This is a genomic window from Paenibacillus allorhizosphaerae, from assembly GCF_042659105.1.
Classification (GTDB): Bacteria; Bacillota; Bacilli; order Paenibacillales; family NBRC-103111; genus Paenibacillus_G; species Paenibacillus_G allorhizosphaerae.
Genome location: NZ_JBHSRV010000003.1, coordinates 455,463 through 481,482, shown reverse-complemented (window position 1 = coordinate 481,482; position 26,020 = coordinate 455,463). Strand labels below are relative to the sequence as shown.

The 26,020-nt window shown below is 53.4% G+C and carries 23 protein-coding genes; 21 read left to right on the top strand and 2 right to left on the bottom strand.

The features are described 5' to 3' along the window. Positions 1-94 precede the first annotated feature (94 nt). The 8 genes from ACFQI7_RS15390 to ACFQI7_RS15355 all read left to right on the top strand — a co-directional run bounded on the left by ACFQI7_RS15390 (position 95) and on the right by ACFQI7_RS15355 (position 9,363). The gene (locus ACFQI7_RS15390; protein ID WP_218097794.1) at positions 95-973 is read left to right on the top strand and encodes an ROK family protein; all 879 of its coding nucleotides are present in this window, start codon (positions 95-97) and stop codon (positions 971-973) included. A 171-nt stretch (positions 974-1,144) separates the two neighbouring features. Continuing rightward, positions 1,145-2,521 (top strand): sedoheptulokinase, encoded by a 1,377-nt coding sequence (locus ACFQI7_RS15385; RefSeq protein ID WP_218097793.1) that lies wholly within the window; start codon positions 1,145-1,147, stop codon positions 2,519-2,521. 133 nt (positions 2,522-2,654) lie between these two features. Beyond that, a complete protein-coding gene (locus tag ACFQI7_RS15380) occupies positions 2,655-3,464 on the top strand; it encodes a polysaccharide deacetylase family protein (protein WP_218097792.1) in 810 nt (269 codons plus the stop codon). Positions 3,465-3,714: 250 nt separating this feature from the next. Beyond that, on the top strand, positions 3,715-4,776 hold the full coding sequence (locus ACFQI7_RS15375; protein ID WP_218097791.1) for a Bug family tripartite tricarboxylate transporter substrate binding protein: 1,062 nt from the start codon (positions 3,715-3,717) through the stop codon (positions 4,774-4,776). Positions 4,777-4,874: 98 nt separating this feature from the next. Continuing rightward, the gene (locus ACFQI7_RS15370) at positions 4,875-5,336 is read left to right on the top strand and encodes a tripartite tricarboxylate transporter TctB family protein (RefSeq protein WP_218097790.1); all 462 of its coding nucleotides are present in this window, start codon (positions 4,875-4,877) and stop codon (positions 5,334-5,336) included. Between the two features lie 10 nt (positions 5,337-5,346). Further along, the gene (locus tag ACFQI7_RS15365; protein WP_218097789.1) at positions 5,347-6,873 is read left to right on the top strand and encodes a tripartite tricarboxylate transporter permease; all 1,527 of its coding nucleotides are present in this window, start codon (positions 5,347-5,349) and stop codon (positions 6,871-6,873) included. 150 nt (positions 6,874-7,023) lie between these two features. Further along, a complete protein-coding gene (locus ACFQI7_RS15360; RefSeq protein ID WP_218097788.1) occupies positions 7,024-8,625 on the top strand; it encodes an ATP-binding protein in 1,602 nt (533 codons plus the stop codon). A 3-nt stretch (positions 8,626-8,628) separates the two neighbouring features. Continuing rightward, the gene (locus ACFQI7_RS15355; protein WP_218097787.1) at positions 8,629-9,363 is read left to right on the top strand and encodes a response regulator; all 735 of its coding nucleotides are present in this window, start codon (positions 8,629-8,631) and stop codon (positions 9,361-9,363) included. 17 nt (positions 9,364-9,380) lie between these two features. Here ACFQI7_RS15355 and udk read toward each other — a convergent pair whose 3' ends face one another. Next, positions 9,381-9,995: a uridine kinase gene (udk, locus tag ACFQI7_RS15350; protein ID WP_218097786.1), complete on the bottom strand. Its 615-nt coding sequence runs from the start codon at positions 9,993-9,995 to the stop codon at positions 9,381-9,383. 170 nt (positions 9,996-10,165) lie between these two features. Here udk and ACFQI7_RS15345 point away from each other — a divergent pair, with 170 nt between their 5' ends. From ACFQI7_RS15345 to ACFQI7_RS15335, 3 genes are all read left to right on the top strand, one after another. Then, a complete protein-coding gene (locus tag ACFQI7_RS15345) occupies positions 10,166-10,981 on the top strand; it encodes an SDR family oxidoreductase (RefSeq protein ID WP_218097785.1) in 816 nt (271 codons plus the stop codon). Positions 10,982-11,150: 169 nt separating this feature from the next. Continuing rightward, positions 11,151-11,546 (top strand): hypothetical protein, encoded by a 396-nt coding sequence (locus ACFQI7_RS15340; RefSeq protein WP_218097784.1) that lies wholly within the window; start codon positions 11,151-11,153, stop codon positions 11,544-11,546. A 302-nt stretch (positions 11,547-11,848) separates the two neighbouring features. Next, positions 11,849-13,090 (top strand): S-layer homology domain-containing protein, encoded by a 1,242-nt coding sequence (locus ACFQI7_RS15335; protein WP_218097783.1) that lies wholly within the window; start codon positions 11,849-11,851, stop codon positions 13,088-13,090. Between the two features lie 244 nt (positions 13,091-13,334). On the opposite strand, the gene uraA is transcribed toward ACFQI7_RS15335, so the two are convergent. Beyond that, positions 13,335-14,600, bottom strand: coding sequence for a uracil permease (gene uraA / locus ACFQI7_RS15330; protein ID WP_218097782.1), 1,266 nt, complete (start codon positions 14,598-14,600; stop codon positions 13,335-13,337). 176 nt (positions 14,601-14,776) lie between these two features. On the opposite strand from uraA, the gene ACFQI7_RS15325 reads away from it, so the two are divergent. The 10 genes from ACFQI7_RS15325 (at position 14,777) to ACFQI7_RS15280 (ending at position 25,956) form a co-directional block, all read left to right on the top strand. Then, complete coding sequence (locus ACFQI7_RS15325; RefSeq protein ID WP_218097781.1) at positions 14,777-15,922, top strand: DUF2264 domain-containing protein; 1,146 nt, start codon at positions 14,777-14,779, stop codon at positions 15,920-15,922. A gap of 201 nt (positions 15,923-16,123) precedes the next feature. Beyond that, on the top strand, positions 16,124-16,801 hold the full coding sequence (locus ACFQI7_RS15320) for a class I SAM-dependent methyltransferase (RefSeq protein WP_218097780.1): 678 nt from the start codon (positions 16,124-16,126) through the stop codon (positions 16,799-16,801). Positions 16,802-16,963: 162 nt separating this feature from the next. Next, on the top strand, positions 16,964-17,836 hold the full coding sequence (locus ACFQI7_RS15315) for an AraC family transcriptional regulator (RefSeq protein ID WP_218097779.1): 873 nt from the start codon (positions 16,964-16,966) through the stop codon (positions 17,834-17,836). A 136-nt stretch (positions 17,837-17,972) separates the two neighbouring features. Further along, positions 17,973-19,319 carry an ABC transporter substrate-binding protein gene (locus ACFQI7_RS15310; protein WP_218097778.1) on the top strand — a complete coding sequence of 449 codons (1,347 nt, stop codon included), beginning with the start codon at positions 17,973-17,975 and terminating at the stop codon, positions 19,317-19,319. A gap of 35 nt (positions 19,320-19,354) precedes the next feature. Next, positions 19,355-20,683 carry a sulfatase-like hydrolase/transferase gene (locus tag ACFQI7_RS15305; protein ID WP_218097777.1) on the top strand — a complete coding sequence of 443 codons (1,329 nt, stop codon included), beginning with the start codon at positions 19,355-19,357 and terminating at the stop codon, positions 20,681-20,683. 170 nt (positions 20,684-20,853) lie between these two features. After that, positions 20,854-21,465: an HD domain-containing protein gene (locus ACFQI7_RS15300; protein WP_218097776.1), complete on the top strand. Its 612-nt coding sequence runs from the start codon at positions 20,854-20,856 to the stop codon at positions 21,463-21,465. 206 nt (positions 21,466-21,671) lie between these two features. Further along, entirely contained in the window at positions 21,672-22,679 is a 1,008-nt protein-coding gene (locus ACFQI7_RS15295; RefSeq protein WP_218097775.1) for a 2-oxoacid:acceptor oxidoreductase family protein, read from the top strand. A 31-nt stretch (positions 22,680-22,710) separates the two neighbouring features. Next, positions 22,711-25,014: a thiamine pyrophosphate-dependent enzyme gene (locus ACFQI7_RS15290; RefSeq protein ID WP_218097774.1), complete on the top strand. Its 2,304-nt coding sequence runs from the start codon at positions 22,711-22,713 to the stop codon at positions 25,012-25,014. Positions 25,015-25,101: 87 nt separating this feature from the next. Further along, a complete protein-coding gene (locus tag ACFQI7_RS15285) occupies positions 25,102-25,392 on the top strand; it encodes a hypothetical protein (RefSeq protein WP_218097773.1) in 291 nt (96 codons plus the stop codon). A 42-nt stretch (positions 25,393-25,434) separates the two neighbouring features. After that, entirely contained in the window at positions 25,435-25,956 is a 522-nt protein-coding gene (locus ACFQI7_RS15280) for a hypothetical protein (protein ID WP_218097772.1), read from the top strand. Positions 25,957-26,020 lie beyond the last annotated feature (64 nt).

Below are 26,020 nucleotides of genomic sequence, written 5' to 3'. Positions count from 1 at the left end.
AGCGAGTATGGAATAAGTGTTTTAGGAAAGTAAATTTTCGGGTATAGAAAGCCGTACTCCGGTTAAAGAGTACAAAGAATTGGAGTGAACCGATATGGGTTATTTAGGCGCAATTGAAGGGGGCGGCACGAAATTCGTGTGCGGCATCGGGACGGAGGACGGACAAATTGTCGACAGAGTCTCGTTCCCGACTACCGTCCCCGAGGAAACGATGGTGCAAGTGGTGGGCTATTTTGCCGACAAGGCGATTGATGCATTGGGCGTCGGCTCGTTCGGTCCGATCGATCCGAACCGGGACAGCCCGACATACGGCTATATCACAAGCACGCCGAAGCCGCATTGGGGGAATTACAACGTGCTTGGCGCTTTAAAGCAGCGATTTGACGTTCCGATCGGCTTCGATCTGGACGTCAATGCAGCAGCATTGGGCGAGGCGACGTGGGGAGCGGCCCGCGAGCTCGCGGGATGCTTGTATATAACCGTCGGCACCGGCATCGGGGCGGGGCTTGTCGCGAATGGGCGCATTGTCAACGGATTTACGCATCCGGAGATGGGGCATATATTGGTCCGCAGGCACCCGGAAGACAAATACGTCGGGAATTGCCCGTATCATGGCGATTGTCTGGAAGGGTTGGCCGCGGGACCGGCCGTAGAGCGAAGATGGGGCGTCAAAGCTGCCGAGCTGCCTTCGGATCATCCGGCATGGACCATTCAAGCCGACTATTTGGCGCAAGCTTGCATGAACTTCATCCTGATTACGATGCCGCAAAAAATCATTATTGGCGGCGGGGTCAGCAAACAAACACATCTGTTCCCGATGATTCGGCATCGTCTCGGTGAGCTGTTAAACGGTTATGTCGCTCATCCTCGAGTGCAGGAGCAGATCGATACGTATGTTGTCCCACCTGGACTTGGCGATAACGCAGGCTTGTCCGGTGCGCTGTTGCTCGCTCACCAGGCACTGCAAAACTAATCTTGTTGTGCGGCAAGGCTAGCTCGTGCAGCATGAATGAGATCCGGTTTTAAAACTGCAAGACAGCGTCGATCTATATGCGACTATTGTTCATTGAACTGCGGCGCTTCCGCTTCGCATCAAAGACCTTGGCCCCAATGCATCGGCTTGTTGGCCGCAGGGAGGAATGTTATGATCGTCATCGGTCTGGATATAGGAACCACTTCCATTTGCGGCGTCGCACTGGAGCTGCACGAAGGACGGGTTGTCCATGTACTCACCCAACCTAACGACAGCTCCGTCGGGGGAACAGCGGGAACAGAGCAAGATGCGGAACAGATCATGCGGATCGTGCAGCGCATATTGGGTGAACTGCTCACATTATCCCCCAATGCAGTGGGGATCGGGATCGCAGGGCAAATGCACGGCATTTTGTATACCGGCGCGGATGGCCATGCGGTGAGCCCGCTTTATACATGGCAGGACCGTCGAGGCTTGCGACCGTCATCGGACGGTATTGCATTAGCGGAGCGATTGACCGGGGCAACCGGTTATCCCGTCTATACAGGGTACGGATTTGTGACACACGCCGCTTTGCTTGATCAAGGAGAAGTGCCGGTGCGGGCGACTGCGCTCTGCACGATCGCCGATTACGCCGTAATGCGGCTGACGGGGAGGATCGCGCCTGTGATGGACGCATCGAACGCTGCAAGCCTTGGTTTTTTCGATGTGGAACGGGGGCGGTTTAATGCCGATGCGCTAGCTGCCGCGGGGTGTACTCCCGACTGGATGCCGCAGATTCATCGTTCCATGTCGAAAGTTGGGGATTACCTTGGTCGTATTCCGGTGTTCCACGCCATCGGCGACAATCAGGCGAGCATTCTCGGGTCGGTGAAAGAACTGCCTTCCTCTCTGTTGCTTAACATCGGAACAGGTGGGCAGTTATCCGTATTCACGGAACAATTCACAGCTGTGCGCGGTTTGGAAACGCGGCCTTTTCCCGGCGGCGGTTACTTGCTCGTCGGGGCGTCACTCGCCGGAGGTAAAGCATACGCCATGCTGGAGCGTTTTTTCCGCGCCGTCATTGAAGCTTTCGTCGGACCCGAAGCAGCGGCAAGGGAACTGTATGCAGCAATGGAATTTCTGGCAGATCGCAAGAAGGCTGAAAAAGACAAGCTCATCGTACATTCCCAGTTTTACGGGACGCGGGAAGACCCCGGACGCCGCGCATCGATTGAAGGAATAGGGCCGTCGAATTTGACGCCGGAACATCTCATTGCCGGATTTCTTGAAGGGATAATGGAGGAATTGTACGGATTTTTCGCCAGGCTTCCAGGACCGGTAAAGGATCGAGTGGAAACGTTGATCGGGTCCGGAAACGGGATACGCAAGAACAGACACCTAAGATCCGTTTGCGAGAAACGATTCGGCATGCGGCTGCAGCTATCTGCCGTGGAAGAAGAGGCGGCCGTCGGCGCCGCGCTTCACGCTGCAGTCGGAGCGGGAATTGCGAGCGATCATATGTCGGTAGGCGGCATGTTGCCCGAATACGCCGGCAAATCGTCGTAAGAAAGTTACCGATCAGAGCAGCAGAGTATCATCGTAACAGAGCCCGGAGCGTCGCAGCTTGGGGGGATAGCCGTTCGCCAAGCAATATTCTAATGCGTGAGGCAAAGAAAATTATTTCGATGAGGTGTTGACATTGCCGAAAGTGATCGTCGCCTTCCCGGGCGGAAAGCATAAAGTGCTGACATTAAGTTACGATGACGGAAGAGCCGCGGACAAGCGGCTAGTTGAAATTTTCAACAAGCACCGGATGAAAGGAACATTCCATATCAATTCCGGCTTGCTGGGGAATGGGGATCGGCTGTCGGCGGACGAAACGGCGGAGCTGTATCAGGGGCATGAAGTCGCCGCGCATACGATAACGCATCCGACGATAGCCAGAAGCCCGAAAGAGCAGCTCGTAGAGGAGCTTTTTCAGGACCGCAAGCAATTGGAAAGCATCGTTCAATACACGGTGAGAGGGTTATCTTATCCGAACGGATCATACAACCGATACATCAAAGAGCTGCTGCCGTTCCTGGGATTCGAATATTCGCGTGTCGTGGAGGCGACCGGAAATTTCTCGATGCCCGACGACTGGTTCGAGTGGAAACCGACTTGCCACCATAAGCGCGATTTGATGCGCTTGGCGGAGCAGTTCGTAAGCCTAAACAAGCGCCAGTATTTATACATGATGTACGTTTGGGGCCACAGCTATGAATTTGACAACGACAATAACTGGGATTTGATCGAATCGTTCTGCGAATATATCGGAGGCCGGGAAGATATTTGGTACGCTACGAATATTGAAATCGTCGATTATATGAAAGCGTTTCGCCTTTTGCAGTTTTCCGCAGCGTCAAGTTTTGTATATAATCCATCCGTCCAATCAGTGTGGCTGCAGGTGGATGGTCGTGAGGTGGAGGTTCCGGGCGGCGCCCAAATCGCCTTGGAATCATCAAAGTAGGCCTATAAAGCCGCCAACCATTCAGAAGAACAGCTTTCCGCAACGATGCCGATCATCGCTGCCGGAGAGCTTTTTTTGTGCGCGAATGTCCGTGAACAAAATGAACTTTATTCGCAAAATGACCACTTATTCAACTTATGCTCATAAGCTATGCGAGTCCGCCGGGGCGGTGCTACAATGACAAAGCGATAGAGAAAGCGCTAACAAGAAAGAATACGTCAACTTATTTATTCACGGGAGGTCTCATTATATGAAATTGAAAACGTTATCTGCTCATTCCTGGAAAATGGCGCTGGCCGGCGTACTGGCACTCAGTTTGACCGCATGCGGCGCAGGGGGTTCCGCACCCAATGCCAAAGAGGGCGGAGCTGCTTCGGGCTCTTCGGCAAGCGCTTCCAAGTATCCGGAAAAGCCGCTTAGTATCGTAGCGCCTTCCGGTGCGGGTGGCGGATGGGATTTGACCGCTAGAGCGATCGCCAAAACGCTGTCCGACGCGAAGCTGGTGGAAAAACCAGTCACTGTGGAAAACAAACCGGGCGGAGGCGGGGCTGTCTTCATGGCCGAATATGCGACGAAAGATAAGAAAGACGATTACAAACTGTTCGTCAGCTCGCCGCCGATCTTAATCAACAACCTGAAAAAAGAAGGAAATAGCCCGTACGGCTACAAAGATTCCACGCCGCTCGCTCAATTGACCAAAGATTACGGGGCGATTGCCGTATCGGCCAACTCCAAATACAACGACCTGAAATCGCTGCTGAACGATTTGAAAGCGGATCCATCGAAAATTACGGTTGCCGGCGGCTCTGCGCCGGGTTCTATGGATCACCTCGTTGCCATTCTTCCGGCGTATAAGTTCGGCGTTGATCCGAAGAAGGTGAAATACGTATCTTACGATGGGGGCGGCGAAGCGCTGACAGCGCTGCTTGGCGGCAATGCCGACGTTATCGGCACGGACGCTTCTTCCCTCGACCAATACTTGAAAGCGGGCAAAATTAAAGTGCTCGGTATCGCGGCTCCTCAGCGTTTGAGCGGCAGCATGAAAGATGTGCCGACGATGAAGGAACAGGGCGTTGACGCAGAATTCTTGATCTGGCGCGGTATCTTCGGACCGAAAGAGATGAGCGCGGACGCGAAGAAGTTCTGGGACGGCACGCTGAAGAAGCTTTCCGAGAGCGAGCAGTGGAAAAAAGAGCTGCAAACGAATAATTGGGAAAGCGACTACAAGAGCGGCGCCGACTTCCAAACGTATCTGGGCCAGCAAGAAACGTTAATTAAAGATATGCTGACCGCACTCGGGATGCAGAAGTAGCTGAAGGATCGGAGGGAGGAGACGTTTCTTCTCCCTCTTATGCTTAGGTCAGTTACAAAGCAAGTTTTTGTACCGGCAACAGTAAGGAGGGACTACCGTTGAACAAAACGTTTGATCGCTATGCCGGCATCGTTTTTCTCGCCATCGGTGCGGCGTTTATGATTGAAAGCCAGAAACTAACTCAAAGTTCATACGGCAGCAATGTCGGGGCGAATGTATTTCCGTTCGCTTTGGGGCTGTTCGTTACACTCATGAGCGTTCGGTTGATTTACGAGACGTTCCGCTACAAGCAGCGGGAGAAGCAGAAGCAAAATCTCGACTATAAGCGATTCGGCATTATTTTTGCCGCAGCGGTTCTGTATGCGTTTTTTCTTGAAGATATCGGGTTCGTCATTTCCACCTTTCTCTTCCTGATGATTGGATTTCAAACGATGGAGCGGGGAAAAGTGTGGAAATCGCTACTCATTTCGCTAGGATTTTCGCTCGGCGTTTATTATTTGTTCGTCGAAGTGATGGACGGCACGTTGCCCGGATTTCCAGCATGGTTAGGCTTATCGTAGGAGGTTGAACATGGGCACACTGGATTATTTACTTCACGGCTTGGCTACTGCGGCGCAGTGGCATAACATCTTGTTCGTATTTTTCGGCGTGCTGATCGGAACGGTGGTCGGGGTATTGCCGGGGATCGGGCCGATGAGCGGCGTGGCGCTGCTGATTCCGGTAACGGCCTCGCTGACCGCCGGATTGGGTGCGGAAGAAGCGGCGACCAGCTCGATCATTCTGCTCGCCGGCGTATATTACGGGGCGATGTACGGCGGTTCGACAACGTCGATCCTGCTCAATACGCCGGGGGAATCTTCTTCCGTCGTCACGGCGCTTGACGGCTACCAGATGGCCAAACAGGGCAGAGCCGGGGCGGCGCTCGCCATTGCGGCCATCGGGTCGTTCGCGGCCGGACTTGTGTCGCTGATCGGTTTGATTTTCCTCGCGCAGCCGCTATCGGCCGTTGCGATCAAATTCGGCCCGGCGGAATATTTTTCGTTGATGATTCTTGGGCTGCTGGCCATTAGCGGTTTGGCCGGCAAATCGATGACCAAATCGCTCATCATGACAGGTACCGGGCTGCTGCTCGCAACCGTAGGGATCGATAACGTTTCCGGCGTCGCGCGGTTCACGTATGATATTCCGGAACTGTTCCAGGGATTTGAATTTTTGACGATCGCGGTCGGTACGTTTGCTTTGGGCGAAGTGTTCAAAACGATTCTCGAACGGGACAAAAACGAAGGCGAGATCGCTAAAATCAGCCGTATTTTACCTACAAAACAAGACTTGAAAGATAGCGCGGCACCGATTGCCCGCGGATCGCTGCTCGGCTTTTTCATCGGGCTGCTACCCGGCGCTGGGGCGATTCTGGCTTCGTTCTTTTCCTATATTGTGGAGAAGAAATCAAGCAAGCAACCCGAGAAGTTCGGCAAAGGCGCCATTGAAGGCGTAGCCGGACCGGAGTCGGCGAATAACGCCGCTGCAGGCGGAGCGATGATTCCGCTGCTGACGCTCGGCATCCCGTCTTCGGGAACGACGGCGATTATGATGGGTGCATTTATCATGTACAACATTCAACCGGGTCCGCTGCTGTTTTCCGATCATCCGCAGCTTGCCTGGGGCGTCATCGCCAGCATGTTCGTCGGCAACTTGATGCTGCTCATTCTTAATATGCCGCTCGTAAAAGTATTCGCCAAAGTGATTGAGACGCCGGCCAAATATTTGCTGCCGCTGATCATCGTTTTCTCCGTATTCGGCGTGTACGCGGTGCAATATTCGACCTTCGATTTGATGCTGATCATGATTTGCGGGCTTGTCGGTTATTATTTGCCGAAGCACGATTTTCCGCTCGCGCCGCTCGTGCTCGGCCTGATCCTCGGTCCGATGATGGAAAACAATATGCGCCGGGCGCTGACGATTTCGAACGGCGATTTTATGATCTTTTTGCAAAAACCGATTTCCGTCATTTTCCTTATCATCGGCTTGCTGTGGGTGCTTATTCCGCTCGTGCTGAAGCTGAAGGGCAAAAAAGTGCTTGTGAACGAGGAAGGCTGATCGTTGCGTCATCGAAACCCGTCTCCGCTGCCGGAGATGGGTTTTCGTGCAGCGGACGGAAAGCATGCCTTGCTTGCGCGTATTTGTTGCAGCGTCTCTTTCGGTATATATTATACATGACAAGCATGAAAGGGGGGCACTCGCCTCAGAATGCGCCTTCAAACCAAACTGATCGTGCTCATATGTTCCTTGTTGTTTTTCGTACTGAGCGTTGTCGGCGCTATCGTGCAGTATGTTCTCCTGACCATGATGGAAGAGACGACCGGCAAACGTGCGCTGTCCGTCGCCGAGACCGTAGCCGGGCTGCCGGAGCTGAGGGACGCGTTTAACCGGCCGGAACCTTCTGCGGTCATTCAGCCGCTTGCCGAAGAAATTCGCCTTAGGACGGGGGCCGAGTATATTGTCGTCGGCAACAGGGAAGGCATCCGGTATGCTCACCCGCTGCCCGACCGGATCGGCAAAGAAATGGTCGGCGGCGACAACGGCCCGGTGCTGGAAGGGCATTCGATCATTTCCAAGGCGGAAGGGTCGCTCGGGCCGGCGATTCGCGGGAAAGTGCCCGTTCTTTCCAAACAGGGCGATGTGATCGGGATCGTCTCGGTCGGATTTTTGCTGGAAGATATCGAACGCTGGGACGATATATACCAGGATAAAGTCATGCTGATCGGCATCTTCGCGCTGCTGCTCGGGATGGGCGGCGCCGTCTTGATCGCACGCGGCGTGCGGCGTTCGATTCACGGGCTGGAACCGGAGCAGATCGGGTTGCTATATACGGAGAAAAAAGCGGTGCTGCAATCGATCCGCGAAGCAATCCTCGCGGTAAATCGGGAAGGCCGCATCACAATGGCCAATCAGGAAACGCTGAACATTTTGGATTTGCCGGACGATACGGATTTGATCGGCCGTCCGATTGTCGAATACGTCCCGTCGACCAAGCTGCTGGAAGTGATGCAGTCGGGGCAGGCGCATTTTGACGAAGTGATGCTGATCGGCGAGCAGGAGGTCGTGGCGAACCGGGTGCCGATTATGGGCAGGCAAGGCGAAGTGATCGGCGCGGTCGCCAGCTTCCGCAGCAAGTCGGAGCTGTTCCGGCTTGCAGAAGAATTATCGCAGGTGAAACGGTTCGCGGAAGCGCTGCGTGCCCAGACGCATGAATATTCGAACAAACTGTACGTCATCTCCGGGTTGATTCAGCTCGAATCGTATCAGGAGGCGGTCGAGATGATCTCGCGCGAGACGGATGTGCATCAGAATCTCGTTCAATTCATCATGCGGGAAATTCCCGATCCGGTCATCGGCGGGCTGATCATCGGCAAGCACAGCCATGCGCAGGAACGGAAAATCCGTTTCGAGATCGACCCCGAAAGCACGTTCCGCGACGTTCCTGCATGGATCGACCGTGATTTGCTCGTTACGATCATCGGCAATTTGTGCGACAATGCTATGGAGGCGCTGCTCGAATCACCGCAAACGGGCGAGAAACGCGTCACTTTGTTTTTGACGGATTTGGGGGAGGATTTGATCATCGAGTGCGAGGATAACGGGCCGGGCATTGCCAAAGATTATGCGGAGCGCATGTTCGAAAAAGGCGTTTCAAGCAAAGCGGGCGAGCATCGGGGGATCGGGTTGTCGCTGGTGAAGCACGCGGTCGAGAAGCTGAACGGGCACATTCTTCACGAGCCGTCGACGCTTGGCGGCACCGTGTTCTCCGTGTCCATTCCGAAACAGAAGGCGGATGTGGGGGAGGAATGACAGATGAGCGGGTCTACGCTGCAAGCGGAAGAAACGGTGCTGCGGGTGCTGATTATTGAAGACGACGAACGGATTGCCGAAATCAATCGCCGGTTCGTCGAGAAAGTGCCCGGCTTCAGCGTCGTCGGCATCGCAACGGATGAAGCGCAAGCACTGGAGACGCTTGAGGTGCTGGAGCCGGATCTCGTGCTGCTCGATATTTATTTCCCGGACACGAGCGGCTTGGAACTGCTGCGGACGATCGGGCAAAAGCACAGGCAGACGGATGTCATCATGATTACGGCGGCTAAAGAAGTGGACGCCGTCCGGGAAGCGCTGCGCGGCGGCGCGTTCGATTACATTATGAAGCCGCTGCTGTTCAGCCGGCTGCAGGAAACGCTACTCCGGTACAAAGCGTACCAGCATACATTGCTCACCCTGCGCCAGGAAAAAGCCGGCGTCAGCCAAGAGGAGATTGATGCGCTGCTGCACGGAGCAGGCAAAAAAGAAGCCTCCAGTTCAGGGAACGCGGTGTCCCTGCCCAAAGGCATCGATAAGCTGACGCTGGATAAAATCGTTCACGCCGTGCTGGAAGCCGAAATGCCGTTGACGGCGGAACAAACGGCCAAACGGGTCGGCGTCAGCCGTTCGACGGCCAGACGCTACCTGGAGCATCTCATCGCCGAAGGGCGACTGCAGGCGGATTTGTCTTACGGCGACGTTGGCCGGCCGGAGCGGGTATACCGCAAAAAGAAATAAGCTGAAGCTAAATTGGCTTAGGCCATTAAATATTTCTCGGTCAATATCGAGAGCAGCTGTATGCCGACTTCATTGTGCCCGCCTTCGGGGATGATCAAGTCGGCGTATTTTTTTGACGGCTCGATGAATGCTTCATGCATCGGTTTGACGGTTAATAAATATTGATCGTAGACGGACTGAATCGACCGTCCGCGCTCGTGAATATCGCGCAGCACGCGGCGTAAAATGCGGACGTCCGGGTCGGTATCCACGAAAACTTTGATATCGAGAATGTCGCGCAGCTGCTCGTCCGACAGCACGTGAAGTCCTTCGATAATGACGATTTTATTCGGCTTCAGCTCCATGGAGCGGCCTGCAGCGCGTGCGTGATTTGCGAAATCGTACACCGGCGCCTGCACCGTCGATCCTTTTTTCAATTCCTTCAAATTTTCAAGGAGCAGCGCGTTATCGAATGCAAGCGGGTGGTCGTAATTGATCGTTTCCCTCTCCGTAATAGAAAGATGCGAATGATCTTTATAATAGTTGTCCTGGGATATGAATGTAACTTTATTCGTACCGAGCCGGTCGATCACGGAACGTGCCACCGTCGTCTTGCCCGAGCCTGTGCCGCCTGCAATGCCGATAATCAACATAACTGAAATAATGCCTCCCGCATGTAAATATCTCTCATCAATTATCGTATTGTAGCACAAATGAATGCCCAACACGAGCGGAACACCCGCGTTCACATAATCTTCCCGCCGCTCAGGCAAAATAAGCTTGTATTCGAAACTTATTCCACCTGGAGCAAGGAGTGTTGATCATGACCGTTCAAACGTTACAGAAGCCCCGGATTGTTCTTCCTGAGCTGAAGGATAAAGTTGCCGTCGTTACTGGAGCCGCTTCGGGCATCGGCCGGGCCACCGCGGTCGCTCTCGCGCAGCAAGGAATGAAAGTATGCCTTGTCGATTTGAAAAACGAACGCAGGGAGCAAGTGAAGCAGCAGCTCGCCGACATGAAAGCCGAGGTGATGACCGCCGACGTCGACGTATCGGATCCGAATCGCGTGCATCAGGCTTTCGACGCCGCAGCGAAGCAATGGGGCCGGATCGATGCGGTATTTGCGAATGCGGGCATCAACGGCGTTCTATCGCCGATCGAGGATATGAAACCGGAAGATTGGGATCATACGCTGTTCGTCAACCTGAAAGGCACGTTTCTTTGCGTCAAGCACGCGATCCCGCACATGAAACAGAATGGTGGCAGCATCATTATCACCAGCTCGATTAACGGCAGCCGTGTCTTCTCCAATTTCGGCATGTCCGCTTACAGCACGTCGAAGGCCGGACAAGTCGCATTTGCGAAGATGGCGGCGCTGGAGCTGGCCCGATACAAAATTCGCGTGAACGTCATTTGTCCGGGTTCGATCAAGACGAACATCAGCGAGAATACGCACCCGACGCCGGAGCTCGATAAAATTAAAATCCCGGTCAAATACCCGGAAGGCAGCCAGCCGCTTGAGCATGCGCCGGGACAGCCGGAGCAGGTGGCCGACCTTGTGGCATTTCTCGCTTCCGATGCGGCCAGCCACATTACAGGCACGGAGCTGTTCATCGACGGAGCGGAATCGCTGATTTAGCGTAACGTTCGTGCGTGCGGCACCTCCTCTGATATTCGGAAATCGTTTATAGCGGATGGGACATGGTTTGTGGTATGCTGTTCCTATGTCTTTGCGCCGCGTGATTCCGAACGTTCGGGCTTACGGCAAACGTCCGTTTGCGTAAGCTCCAGAAGAGGAGGAAGGAACGATGAACGAAAATTTCATCACGATCAAAGGCCTCGAGGGGGATTTGAAAATTTCCCATAAGAAGAGGGACTTTGGATTGACGGTGTCCACCAAGGAGTTAGTGTTTCAGAAGCCGCACGCCAATTACTATATCAAGCTGGAAGATATTATAAGCATTACCCCGTTCGATCAGCCGGCTGCTTCGCGTGCGATCAGCTTTAACAATCGCCGGGAAGCGGGCAGCGAGATGGTCAATCTGCATGCCGGCATGCAGCATTACCGGATTTACGTCATCAAGTCGGAGCTGCACAACCGCAGCGGGATATTTCGGCTCGAGAAGGCGCAGTTCATTTTGCCGATCAAAAAAGATTTGCTGCTGGCCATTTCCAAATACGGCGGATTGAACGCTTTTACGTGAGCATGCACAAGTTACGATGCCCTGCAACGGTCCTAGCGACGGATGCAGGGCTTTTTATTGTGCAGCCCTAGGTCCCGGCGAAGGCGGTATTGTTACTTTTTTCACATTGGACTACAGACTATTTCCCTAATTTACCGTCTTTCGGATGCGAACGATAATAGGCTTCAAGGGCAATGTTCAAGCCCGGTAAAACCGTTTATGCTTAAAAATGGCCGCGGCAAAACGACAAAAGAAGCGGTTAATCGACATGGCACAAGCGAGGTTGAACTATGGTCTGGGTCAGTAACAGGGGAACATCCTGCGTGAGGCAAATCGCGCGGGTGCTGTCCGCATGTCTGTTGATGTTCGTTATTTCGAATTATTCGCAGGCTTATGCGCAGGAACAGCAGCAACGATTTTCCGATGTAAAGGGGCATTGGGCGGAGGCGACCGTCAATCGACTGGTAGACCGCGGGATATTGGACGGATTTCCGGACGGAACGTTTCGGCCGGACGATCCGGTAACGGCGGATCAATTCGTGAAAATGCTTCTCTTATCGTATACGAACGTTTACCCTAACGGCGAGCGTGCATGGAAAAAAGAATTCGTACAATCGCTAGGCGCAGCGAACCGCGGCATTTTGGAGCAGGATTACCGGGATTTTAACTTCCGTCCGAGCTTGCTCGGTTATTGGGCGAAGCCGTTCATCGATCTCGCCAACGACCTGCATTTCATTAATAAGAGCCAATTCGCGGATTTCAAGGCGAATTTGAAGCGTGAGCAGGTCGCGGAAATCATTTATTATACCGTGAAAGAGACGGAGTATACGGAAGACGAGACGCTTAGTCTGAAGAGTGCCGGCACTTTAGGCGATTTCCTGAGCTTGAAGGAACGGGAAAAACGGTTTGTCGCGGAAGCATACGGCAAAGGCATTATGGAAGGATACCCGAACGGTTATTTCGGCGCGGGACAGCAAGTGACGCGGGCCGAGTCGCTGGCGATTTTGGACCGGATTACCGATAAATCGAAGCGCGTGACGACTTCGCTTGCGGCGGTGCCGCCGGGTCTTGAAGTGATCGTGCCGACGAAAGACGGCCATTATAAGAAAGTGGTGTTCCCGACGGCCAAGATGGCCGAGGCGTACAAGGTACTCGGCGAAGCGGCCAAGCTGCGGGGCACGAACTACGACCTGGTGGAGACGACGGCGAAGCTGTACAAGGATGCCGAGACGAAAGCCAAAGATGTAAACCGTACGCTCATTCCAAATGGCAGCTGGGAAGAAGCGTCGCTGTGGATCGAGCCGGAGTACCGCACCTACGGCGTTACCGTTCACGTGCAAAACGGCGTGCTCGCGCGCAACCAGGAATCGATCGACGCTTATGCGAATTATTTGTTTGCGCATGAAGCGCTGAAGTTCAAAGAGCTGTTCGCCGACGTGTACCGGAGGGTGGAGGCGGGCGATACCGTCGAAAATCAGACGTTTACAATCGGGAGCTACGCGGTGGAATTGCATATCGACAAGGATACGAAGACGATCGTTTACTCGATATTGGAAAAAATGTAGCGCGACATCGGATTACTAGGCATACGGCAAAAACCTGGCGGTGAGGAACCGGCCAGGTTTTTTGTTTAAAGATAGTATGTATAAGTTTCCAGTAAAGCGTTACCATGCTGGTTTCTTCTTTCAAGAAGCACATGCTCTACAATGCTATTGTTCCGCGCGGAGCAACGAAAAAAAAGATTCAGTGCCTACGAGAGGCAGCTGAATCTTTTTTGAGTCGTGTTATATAAGACTGGCGATTCGTCAATTACTCGTTCGTGAGTCCCTGTTTATCGAGCAGCTTGAAGAAGAGGCTGAGTATGATGGCGACGACCGTCGCAAGCGCCATGCCTTTCAGCGAAAAGCTGCCGATCGTCACGGTCGTGCCGCTGATCCCGATGACAAGTACGACGCAGGTCAGGATCAGGTTGGACGCTTTGGAATAGTCGACCTTCGTTTCCACGAGCATCCGCACGCCTGACGCTGCAATGATGCCGAACAGCAGCAGCGATACGCCGCCCATGACCGGTCCGGGGATCGTGGTGATCAGCGCGGCGAGCTTCCCGAAGAAGGAGAGCACGATGGCGATAATGGCCGCTCCGCCGATAACCCATACGGAGTATACGCGGGAGATCGCCATAACGCCGATGTTCTCGCCGTACGTCGTATTCGGCGTGGAGCCGACAAAGCCAGAGATGACGGTAGAAATCCCGTTGCCCATCAGCGAGCGGTCAAGCCCCGGGTCTTTGGACAAGTTTTTGCCGACGATATTGCCCGTCACAATCAAGTGGCCGATATGCTCGGCGATGACGACGAGCGCGGCCGGAGCGATGATCGCCATGGCCGACAAGCTGAACTGCGGCGCGTAGAAATGCGGCAGTGCGAACCAGTCGGCGGCGGCGACGGCTTCGAATTTGACGTATCCGAGCAAAAAGGCAAGCACGTAACCGCATACGATGCCGACAAGAATCGGAATGATTTTGAGAAAGCCGCGGAATACGACCGATCCGAGCACCATAATGAGCAGGGTGACCGATGAGATGATGACGGCGCCTGTATCGGGCGCCCAATCAGTCGCACCCGCCGGTTGAATGTATCCGGCCATCTCCGCCGCAACCGGCACAAGCTCCAGTCCGATGACGGCGACGATCGCGCCCATGGCTGCGGGCGGGAAGACGACGTCGAGCCAGCCCGTTCCTGCAGAGCGGATGATCAGCGCCACTGCAATGAAGATCAGCCCCGAGATGATAAAGCCGCCCAGCGCTGCCTGATAAGATTGGCCGGATGCGAGCACGGCGAATACCGGCGAAAGGAAGGCGAAGCTTGAGCCGAGAAAAGCGGGAATTTTCCCTTTGCAGATGAATAGGTACAGCAATGTCCCGATGCCGTTCATCAGCAAAATCGTCGCCGGATCGACTTTGAACAGCACCGGTACGAGCACCGTCGATCCGAACATCGCGAACAGATGCTGCAAGCTGAGCGGCAAGCTTTGAAGCAGCGGCGGGCGCTCGTCCACCTTAATTTCCTTTTGCACTTTCGTAAGTAACACCCCTTAGCGTCAAGATAAGATGAAACAACCTCAACTATAGTACCAAATTTTTTCTGGAAAAGCTTCAACGGATTAAAAAATAATCCCTATTTTTTTACACACGCGTTATAATGGTACAAGAAGTTGAAACGTTTAAGCGACGAGAGGAGACGAGTACCCTTATGAATCAGGGAACTGCTGACCGCAACGATTGGGTCAACTGGATGTGCCGGATTGGAGAACCCGTATTGGAAGCGCTTCAAGCGCGTCAACTGCGCAGCCGGATGCCGGTGCAGGCAATCACGAACGACCGCGAGCATTTTACGTATTTGGAGGCGCTCGGACGGCTCATTTGCGGTATGGCTCCTTGGTTTGAGCTTACCGGTTTGACGGGGGAAGAGGAGGAGCGTCGCCGGAAATTCGCCGGCCTCGCGAGAGCGGCTATCGATGCTGCGACCGATCCCGCGTCGCCCGACTTTATGAATTTCTCGCACGGCGGTCAGCCGATCGTGGACGCGGCGTTCTTGTCGCATGCGCTCGTTCGTGCCCCGCGGGAGCTGCTCGGCAAGCTGGACGACCGCGTGAAACGCAATCTAGCCGCCTGTCTCAAAGCAACGCGAACGCGCAAGCCGGGCTACAACAATTGGCTGTTGTTTGCAGCGATGACGGAGACGGCGCTCTACTTGCTGGGCGAGCCGGACTGGGATCCGATGCGCATCGACTATGCGGTGAAAAAGCACGGCGAGTGGTACCTTGGCGACGGCACGTATGGCGACGGCGTGGAATTTCACTGGGACTACTATAACAGCTTCGTTATTCAGCCGATGTTTGTCGATATATTGCTGACCGTCGGCTCCAAGTTCGCCGATTGGGAGCGCCTGCTGGAGCCGACGCTGCGGAGGGCAACGCGCCATGCCGCGATTCAGGAGCGGCTCATCTCGCCGGAAGGAACGTTCCCGGCTATCGGCCGATCGCTGGCGTATCGGTTCGGCGCCTTCCAGCTGCTGGCGCAAATGGCGCTGCAGGAACGGCTGCCGGAAGGCGTTCAGCCGGCCCAGGTCCGCTGCGCGCTCACGGCGGTCATCCGCCGCATGATCGATGCGCCGGGCACCTTTGATGCTGACGGATGGCTGCGCATCGGCTTTTGCGGCGATCAACCGGAGATCGGCGAGACGTATATTTCAACCGGCAGCTTGTATCTTTGCTCTGCGGTATTTTTGCCGCTCGGCCTTGGACCGGAGCATCCATTCTGGCAAGGCGAAGCGGAGTGGACGCAGAAGAAGGCATGGTCGGGGCAACCGTTTGCCCTCGATAAAGCGTTGAAGTAGCATTATATATTAATAATTGCCCGGATGACGGCTGCGGCTGATGATTCGGGCTTTTTCTTACCTTATCATGCACCTGTCTTGCACAACCCCATCTTTCATCTCGGAAAGAGATCGATTCGATGAAAAACAGCTATTTTTCCGCACAATCAATTGCCATATAATAGAAGAGAAGTAGAATTCTATTAGCGGAGCGTGGTTCCCATGGCGAAATACGATGCTTTTGCCGATCAGTATCATGAATTGACGACAAAAAGAGGCGTTGCGGAAACGTCGATCCGATATATTATTGAACAGTTGGAAGCGCTATCCGTCATCGCCGGTAAAAAGATCTGCGATATCGGATGCGGGCAAGGGGAGCTAAGCTGCCGCTTGTCCACACGGGGGGCGACGGTTACCGGCGTGGACGAGAGCGAGGGGCAGCTGCGCTATGCGAAGGACAAATCCGCCGGCGTCACATGGCTCCAGGACGATGCGATGCAGCTTCGCAAGCTGCCGGAAGCGTCGTTCGACGCCGTCGTTTCCAGCCTGATGCTGATGGACGTCCCGGATCATAAAGCCGTGTTCGCCTCCGCTCATCGGGTGCTGAAAGACGGCGGCATCATGATCTGGGTCGTCATGCACCCATGCTTCCAATCTCCTTTCAGCTATCCGCTGGAGGACGGTTCCAGAAGAGTGTTCCAATATGCGCCGCAGTACTGGAAATCCCACGGTAGCGGTACGATCCGCTCCACGCTGGGAGCATATCACCGGCCGTTGTCTTATTACTTGAACGACTTTCAGGCTGCTGGCTTCTCGTTCGTGCGCATGGATGAGCCCGGCGCCGACACGGCGACTCAGTCCGTGCCGCCTTATTTTTGCGTGGTCGGCCGCAAAGGCTAGCTTGCTCTGCGAGCTGGACAGCCCATCGCAGACCAAACGCAGTTAAACGCAGCTGTGCCGAAGCCAAAATGGATTGCCGGGAAGAACGGGGACGAGTAATTGTTGTTCGTCTATGAATGCGGCCCGGGAACGCTACAGCCATAACGAGGAGGCTAATGCAGCATGGACATTTCATTGCGGCTGCGATCAGGCACTTATTCCGTTACTATGATCAATACCCGTTATGTCGAGAACCGTAGCGGGTTGTTCAGCAAGCTGCACAGCCATCCGGTATATCATTTGATGTATATTACGGGCGGCTCCGGGACGTTCCAGGTGAACGGGACCGATACCGAAGCGACCGAAGGCTTGCTATATCTCATTAGCCCCAACGAACCGCACCAGTTTGCCGCCAGCCGCGAACATCCGTTAAGCAACTACGCATCCACATTCATGCTGGTTGCCGAGGACGAGCGACCGAGCGAGGATTCGCTGTTCGATTTGATCGAAGAGTATTACGGCCATGCTCTACCTGAGTCGGTACGCCGCTCCCCGCTGCTCATCCCGTCTCCGTTCCGGTCGTTCATTACGGAAGGGTTTCAGCAAATCATTCATCATCAACAGCTGCTTCATGACGATCTGCAGGGCAAACTGCGTCAAATTGAGCTGGTATTCCGCATCTTCGATGTCGTGCAGCGGATCGGACTGACGAAAGTCAGAGCGAAGAAACAAAACACCGTCGCCGGCTTGCTCACTTTTATACAGTCGAATCTGCACCGCTCTTTAACACTAGAAGAATTGGCCGATCACATTCATATGACGCCTAATTACTTGTGCCGCCTGTTTAAACGGGAGATGGGCGTTACGCCTCACCGTTATTTGCAAACGCTTCGGATGGAGAAAGCAGAGAAGCTGCTGCTTTATACGGACGACCCCGTCTATTTGATTGCGGAGCAGCTTGGCTTTGAGGATGTATCGTACTTTTCCCGCGTGTTTCGGACCGAAAAAGGGTTGACGCCGACAGCGTACCGCGACTTGAAACGACCGGGCCGATAGCAGCGCATAGGGTAAAAAAAGATAACTTTTTCCGGTAAGAGGGTAGTTTTTTAGCTTAAGTGGACGGTGGAGAGCATGCTACAATGCTGGTAACGGCGCGCACCGGACAACTTAAGTTCGATTAAGGGGCGGTTCTATGAAAGCGTTTTATTCCGATGCATTGCAATTGTGCCGCTGCAGAAAAAGAAAGCTTGCTCTCCTGCCGCTATCGATTGGCCTGTCCCTCTTGGTTTTGTCTGCCTGCTCCAGCAACGAAGGGGAGGGAACCGGCGTTCCAAATTCGCCTGCACCGTCGAATGAGCCGCTCACCTTGTCCGTGTACCAATACTCGGCGAAAATGACCGATGAAGAGTTCCAGGAACTGGTCGTGAAACCGGTGAAACTTAAATATCCGCATATCACGCTGGAGCTTGTGCGCGAAGGCAAAGGAAGCGCTCCGCAGGATTTGGTAGCTGCCGACAGCATGCCTGACATCATTTATACCGGTTCCGCCGGCGCTGCGACCATCGTCAATTTGAACGCAGCGCTGGATTTGAACGACCTCATCAAGCGCACCAACCTCGATCCAGGCAAATTCGATCCCACGGCCATTCAATTCATTAAAGGCTACATTCCGAACGGCCAAATGCTGGCTCTTCCGTATTCGCTCAATTTTTCCGCATTGTATTACAACAAGGATATCTTCGATAAGTTCGGACTCGGCTACCCGAAAGACGGAATGATGTGGGATGAAGCGATTGAGCTTACGAAAAAAGTAACCCGTGAAACGGACGGAACGAAGTTCAAGGGCCTCGATATCGACGGAGGGTATCAGCGATTTGGCGAACAACTGAGTTTGCCGATCGTCGATTCGAAAAGCTTGCGGGCGAAGCTGCAAACGGACGGCTGGAAGACGGTTCTGGAAATGTACAAGCGCATCAAAGAAATTCCGGGAAATACCGATGAGAAGGCAGCCGTCGCGTCGTTCGAGCAGGACCGGAATTTGGCGATGCTGGCCGGACTCGGCGCAAGGCTCGGCGAGCTGGAAGAGCTGCATAATCTGGGAAAGCCGATGAATTGGGATATGGCGGCGATGCCGACGTTTGCCGAGACGCCGAACAACGCATTCGGCATCAGCTTGTTTCTGCTCATGGTCTCTTCCAAAAGCAAGCATCCGCAGGAAGCCTTTCAAGTGGTGAAGCTGCTGCTGGAAGAACCGTCCCAGATCGCGCTGAATAAACGGGGCAGGCTGACGAGCTTGAAAGACCCGCAGCTCCGGCCATATTTCGGTGAAGGGCTGAATTCGTTCAAAGGCAAGAACAAGGAGGCCGTCAATAAAAAAGTGCCAGCCCCGCTGCCGCCGATTACGCTGTACGACAACATAGCGAGAAACGAGTTGAACAAAGCGGTTGCCAGAACCGTTAACGAAAACGTGAATGCGAATACGACGCTTCGCGAAGCGGAAGAGAAGGCGAATCAACTGATCGAGACGGAGAAAAAATGAACCGGATGACCGGAAAAGGATGGTGTGCACGCGGTATGGATAGACTGAACGTACTGTTCTTGTTTGCGGATCAGATGCATGCGTTTGCGTTGGGATGCATGGGTAACGAAGAAATTCATACGCCCCATCTCGATAAGCTGGCTGCGGATGGCGTATTGTTTCGAAACACGTATTCGAATATTCCGATATGCACGCCGTATCGCGGAGTGCTGTTTTCCGGGAAATATGCTTGCCAAACCGGAATATACGGGAACACCGATGCGCTGCCGGCAGACGGCAAATGTCTCGCCGATCGTTTGAACGAAGGCGGCGTTCGCACCAGCTACGTCGGCAAGTGGCACTTGGGCGGGAAAGGCAATATCGGCGTGCCTGCCGAATTGCGGGGCGGTTTTCAAGATTTTATCGGGTACCAGTGCTACAACGACTTTTTGAAGCAAGTATGGTTTTTTGATGAAAACGGCAATCGGGAGGAGTTCAACAAGCACCGTTCGGAAACGACGGCAGATATCGCGATGGAACGGTTGGAGCAAATAAAGGATGAGCCGTTCGCGATGTTCGTCTCTTTCCAGGATCCTCATTATCCGTTACAGCCGTCCAAACCGTTTGACCGGATGTATCGCGGGAAGCGGCTGACCCGGCGGCCGAACGCCGTCGATATCGATCCGTATACGAAAACGGAAAGTCCGCCCACGCCGAATTACGAGCTGGACCCGAACTATTTGCGCTACGGCGACGATCTGGACGAATATTTGCGCATGTATTATGCGATGGTTTCCCAGTTGGACTACAACGTCGGACGAATCGTCGATAAACTGATCGAAACCGGGCTATACGACAACACGGTCATTATTTTCACATCGGATCATGGCGATATGCAAGGGAGTCACGGAGTAAAGAACAAACAACTGTTCTGGGAAGAGTCGACGAGAGTGCCTTTGATTGTAAGAGTGCCGAAAGGAGCAAGAGGAGAGGTGTTCGACGAATGCATCTCTACCGTTGACTTCTACCCATCCATTATGGAGTATTGCGGATTGATGCCGGCGGACGACGTAGAGGGAAGCAACTTTGTCCCGATGACGCTCGGGCTTGAGCAGGACTGGAAGAAACAGGTTTTTGCCGAAAACAAAGGCAGGCCGATGTCGCCTTACAACTGGTTTATGGTAAGGGAAGGGAAATACAAGCTGGTCGTCGAACAAACGGCTTTTCAGCCGACCCATCTGTACGATCTGGAACAAGATCCATATGAATTGGTAAATCTGGTCGACGTATTGCCCCATATCACGTCGCAGTATCGCAGTGTGATCATGAATTGGCATCAGGAGATGATGGCGCGGGCTGATCATGCCACCGAGGGCGCCGTGTAATCATTGTTGTTTCTATCCAAATGATCCCAACCGCGAGGAACCTATTCGGACAGAGCGCTAGTACAGCCGATAGTCGATTAAAATGATTTTATCCGTAGACTCGCAACCCATAATTATGGTAAATTATTCATCCTTGAAACGATAAAATCCACAGCGGGGAGCGAGAAGGTATGGATCGGGATCGGTTGACGGAGCTGGCTTTCAAAACGATGGGGAAACGGAAATCGCATTTGCAGCGGGAAAAGGGTTATATTTTTTACCACTGCGAACGTGTAGCCAAAATCGCGATTCATCTAAGGGAAGCCTTGTTCCCGGGAGACAGTTCAAAAGACGACGTTATCTTTGCCGGAGCGTTGTTTCACGACGTGACGAAAGGGATCGAGCCGCATGCGGCTACAGGCGCATATCTGGTGCCGCAGTTGCTTCAGGATTACGCTTCTAATGAAGAAATACAATGCGTCTCGGAGATTGTCAGGCTGCATAACACCCGGAATCGGGAGGATCAGCCGTTCTACGTCCGGATAGTGCAGGATGCGGATATCCTGGATCATTTCGGTTCCCAGGAAGTGTGGCTGAAATTCATGTATGGGGCGCACAAGGATGAGAATGTGTTCGACGCCGTGCGCATGTGGGAAAGCGACGAGCATGAAAAATACGTGGCCGGTTCCCGAAACGCGCTCAATTTCGAGCTATCCCGGCAAATATTCAACCGGAAACATTCGTTTCACAGGGAGTTTGTGCAGCGGTTCAAGGCTGAATGCGGCGGCCAGATCGACTACTAGAATAGAGTTTACAAGAATCTCTCACATACAATGTAAGAGATTCTTAGCATTCCGTATCGAAGACGCATAAAAATTCATTATATTGTATTACCTTGCCGATTTAAAGCGTAAAACATGGCGGAATACTCTATGCGAGTGGAATATAAACTGTTATACTGTTTCATAGGAATTATATACCTTTCAAATATTAGAGGGGAGTTGAACTCATGAGGGTTCTACCGAAAACGAACGAACTCGGCTTCTTTGAAATTCGGCTCGAATCCATCGGCGGTCTGGGTGCCAACCTGGCAGGAAAAATGCTAGCGGAAGCTGGCGTTGTAGGCAGCGGCTTTAACGGTGTCAGCTTTTCTTCCTATGGTTCCGAGAAAAAAGGATCGCCGGTGAAAGCGCATATCCGCTTTTGCGATCTGAATACGAATATTCGTGACACCACGCCGGTGGAAAGACCTCACGTCGTGGGCGTCTTTCATGAAAACTTATCCAAAACGGTCAACGTTGTAAGCGGTATATCCGAAGACAGCGTCGTACTGGTGAATTCGGCGAAAAGCCCGGAAGAATTGAAGGAAAAGATGAAGCTGATCGGCGGCACCGTCGCCGTCGTTGACGCAACCGGCATTGCGCTGGAAGAGAAAAACCGCGTGAACATGGCGATGCTCGGCGGCCTGTTCCGTCTGTGCGATTTCCTCGACTTCGAGCATATGAAGGGCATTATCCGCAAATCGCTCGAGAAAAAATATCCGCAAGCGGTGGAACCGGCGCTCCGTACGTTCCAACGCGGCTACGACGAAGTGAAATTCCAAACGTTCGCGCTGCCGGAAGGCGTAGAGATGCCGCAGCCGAAGCGTTGGGATATTCCGGTGTACGGCTACGAGACGCAGCCGATCGGCGGAACGGTAACCAATCCGGGCAACAGCATTTTGAAAGATTTGAGCATTTCCCGCAACGGGATGATGCCGCATTTCGACGACGACAAGTGCATTCATTGCGCAGCTTGCGATACTGCCTGTCCCGACTTTTGTTTCGTATGGGATGAGCAGCCGGACAAGAAGGGCCGTCCGCAAATGTTCCTGCAAGGGATCGATTACCAATATTGCAAAGGCTGTCTGAAATGCGTCGTTGCTTGCCCGACCGAAGCGCTTTCCGCAAACAGAGAGACGGAAGGTTACGGCGAACAGCACCGTACGCCGCATCGTTTCGCTCTGACTTCGAAATAAGGACAAACAATCGGGAGAGGTGAAATCATAAATGGCAATTGAAATCAATAAAGAGGTCGGCCAAGGAACGGTTGAGCAGCGGATGGTATACGAGTCCGGCAACGAGATGGCCGCCTATGCAGCCCATCAGATCAATTATCATGTCATGGGGTATTTCCCGATCTCTCCTTCCACGGAGGTCGCGCAATTCCTCGATCTGATGAAAGCGAACGGTCAGCATGACATCAAGCTGATTCCGGCGGACGGTGAGCACGGTTCGGCGGGTATTTGTTACGGCGCCTCCACCGCGGGCGGACGCGTATTTAACGCGACCAGCGCCAACGGTTACTTGTATATGCTGGAGCAAATGCCGGTTCAGTCGGGAACGCGTTTCCCGATGGTCATGAACCTGGTCTGCCGTTCCGTATCCGGGCCGCTCAACATTCACGGAGACCATTCCGACTTGTATTACGCGCTCAACACGGGCTGGCCGATCTTGATGTGCCGCGACCCGCAGGCTGTATACGATATGAACATTATGGCGATCAAGCTGGCCGAGGATCCCGAAGTGCGCCTGCCGGTCATCGTTGCTTCCGACGGCTACTTCACTTCGCACCAGAAGCGCCGCGTGCAGACGTTTGCGCACAAGGAAGATGTGCATAAATTCATCGGCGAGCAGCCGAAGCAATTCCCGCACGTGCTCGACCGGAACAACCCTATTACCGTAGGACCTTACATGAACGAGCCGGATTACATCAACAACTGTTACCAGCAGTCGGTTGCCATGTACAAAGCGGGCGAAGTATTCGACCGTATCCAGCAAGAATACAAGGCGCTTACCGGACGCGATTACCCGATTCTCGACCTGTACCGCATGGAAGACGCCGAAGTGGCCGTATTCTTGATGAACTCTGCTTCGGAAATTATTAAGGACGTCGTCGACCAGCTTCGCGAGAAGGGCATTAAAGCCGGTTCGATCGCGCCGAACATGATTCGTCCGTTCCCGGCGAAACAAATCGCCGAAGCGCTCAAAAACGTTAAAGCGGTAACGATCGGCGACCGTGCGGACTCTTACGGCGCGCACGGCGGCAATATGACGCTGGAAATCAAAGCGGCCTTGTTTACCGAAGGCAATCATACCACACAAGTGGTTAGCCGGGTGTACGGCCTTGGCGGTAAAGACTTCTACGCGGAAGACGGTCATCAATTTTTCGAGTTTGCCATCGAAGCGGCCAACAAAGGTAAAGTGGAAGTTCCATTTGATTACTACGGCCATACGCCTGGGGACCCGAACAAGTTGCCTCAGCGCGTCATCGAGCCGATGAAATATGAAGATTTGAAAACCGGTCTGATTACAGTGGATAAAGACGAAACGACCGGCCAATTGAAAGTGAAAGTACCTCCAATTCGTCAGCTGACGAAAAAACCAAAACGTCTTGCTCCGGGTCACGGCGCATGTCCGGGCTGCGGTATTTTTTCCGGTCTTGAGCTGTTCTTCAAAGGGATCGAAGGCGATATCGTCGCATTGTTCCATACCGGCTGCGCGATGGTCGTAACGACGGGCTATCCGTACTCTTCGCACAAAGCGACGTACATCCATAACTTGTTCCAAAGCGGGGCGGCCACGCTGTCCGGTGTCGTGGAAATGTTCTGGGAGCGTAAGCGCCGCGGCGAGCTCGATCACCTGAACTTGCCGGATGACTTCACGTTCGTGATGATTACCGGCGACGGCGGGATGGATATCGGGATGGGGCCGGCAATCGGGGCCGCACTTCGTAACCATAAGATGATTATTCTCGAGTACGATAACGAAGGCTATATGAATACAGGTGCGCAGTTGTCCTACTCGACGCCGCTCGGCCACCGGACTTCCACGTCCAACGTCGGCAAGCATCAAGGCGGCAAACTGTTCCATCATAAAGATACGCCGCAAATTATGGCGGCAACCAACATTCCGTACGTATTTACCGGCTCGGAAGCAGCGCCTCAGGACATGCTGAAGAAAGCGGCCAAAGCGCAATATTACGCACAGAATGAAGGTTTGGTTTACGGTAAAATCTTGATCACCTGTCCGCTCAATTGGCTGTCCGAAGAAGAAATCGGACAAACGTTGATCGATCAGGCGGTGAACTCCTGTTTCTTCCCGCTCTACGAAATCGAGAACGGGGTAACGACCATTACCTTCAACCCGGAAGAGAAGAACAAACGGATTCCGGTCGGGGATTGGCTTAAAAACATGGGGAAAACGAAGCACCTGACGAAGCCGGAATACGCCGAAGCGCTTCAAGCGTTTGAGACGGAAGTCGAGCGCCGTTGGAGCCGTCTTAAGGCGAAGCACGAAAATCCTTACTTGTAAGAAGTAGTAAGGTCGTTCATTCAGGCGCAAACTCTTTATGAGAGCTTGCGCCTTTTCTTTTCATTAACGATAATGAGGTACAAGACCATGCCATATGTGCTTAGACATACGCAAACCGGTGAAATAGCCGCTTGCGTGCAGCGCAACAATTACAACCTGGACTATTTCGGCGTTAAACAATGGGATCAGGAACCTGTCGCCGAGCAGGAAAAGCATCATTTTCTGGAAGCGATCGGTGAGGAGGATCCCGGACTGTGGGTACCGACCCATGCGGACGAAAACCGCGTGAAGGTATTCAATGTGAAGCTCAAAAACGACCCGTCCCGCCGATTGCTGATGGATTCCGAGGGGAATTTGTCCGTACAAACCCGTGCCTGACATAGGCCCGCGAGGAACGAAAGTAGAGTGGAGTGAATGCGAATGAAAACGAACCCTTTTACGGTTTTTGAGCAGGCCGTTTCGGAGCAGGATCTGGAGCAGTTCCGGCAATCGATTATTGAGGAAGGCTTCAGCGGCTTCCGTAAGCTTTTGGAAGGCTTCCGCGACCGGCTCAAACGGTTTGACGAAACGGAAGCGGAATCGACTTCCGCATTGCTGGCTTGCGCCAAGAAGCTGTTTCCCGCTCCCGTACAATTCAGCCCTTCCTGGGCGAAGGTATGGGACGAGTTCGAGCGGATCATCGGCTACAAAATAATGGTGCTCGATGCCGTTCAGGCTGAGGAAAGAGACGGCGAATGGCAAATCTTAATTGACAACCCGTTTACCAATACGGATATCGTCTGTTATCCGTCCCTGTCTTTCATCGAGGGGGCTTACATGTACGCTTATTTCCGAACGGACTTGAAGCAAAACGAATACATTCGCCTGCAAAAAATTCAGAACGTGATCATGGCGTTCGGCAGCGAAGGCGCCGTCATAACGGAGAAGAGCAAAGACCAATAAAGTCTTTGCTCTTCGTCTTTATGGACACGATTGCAGCTTCGCAAACGCCTCATAGGGTAGCTTT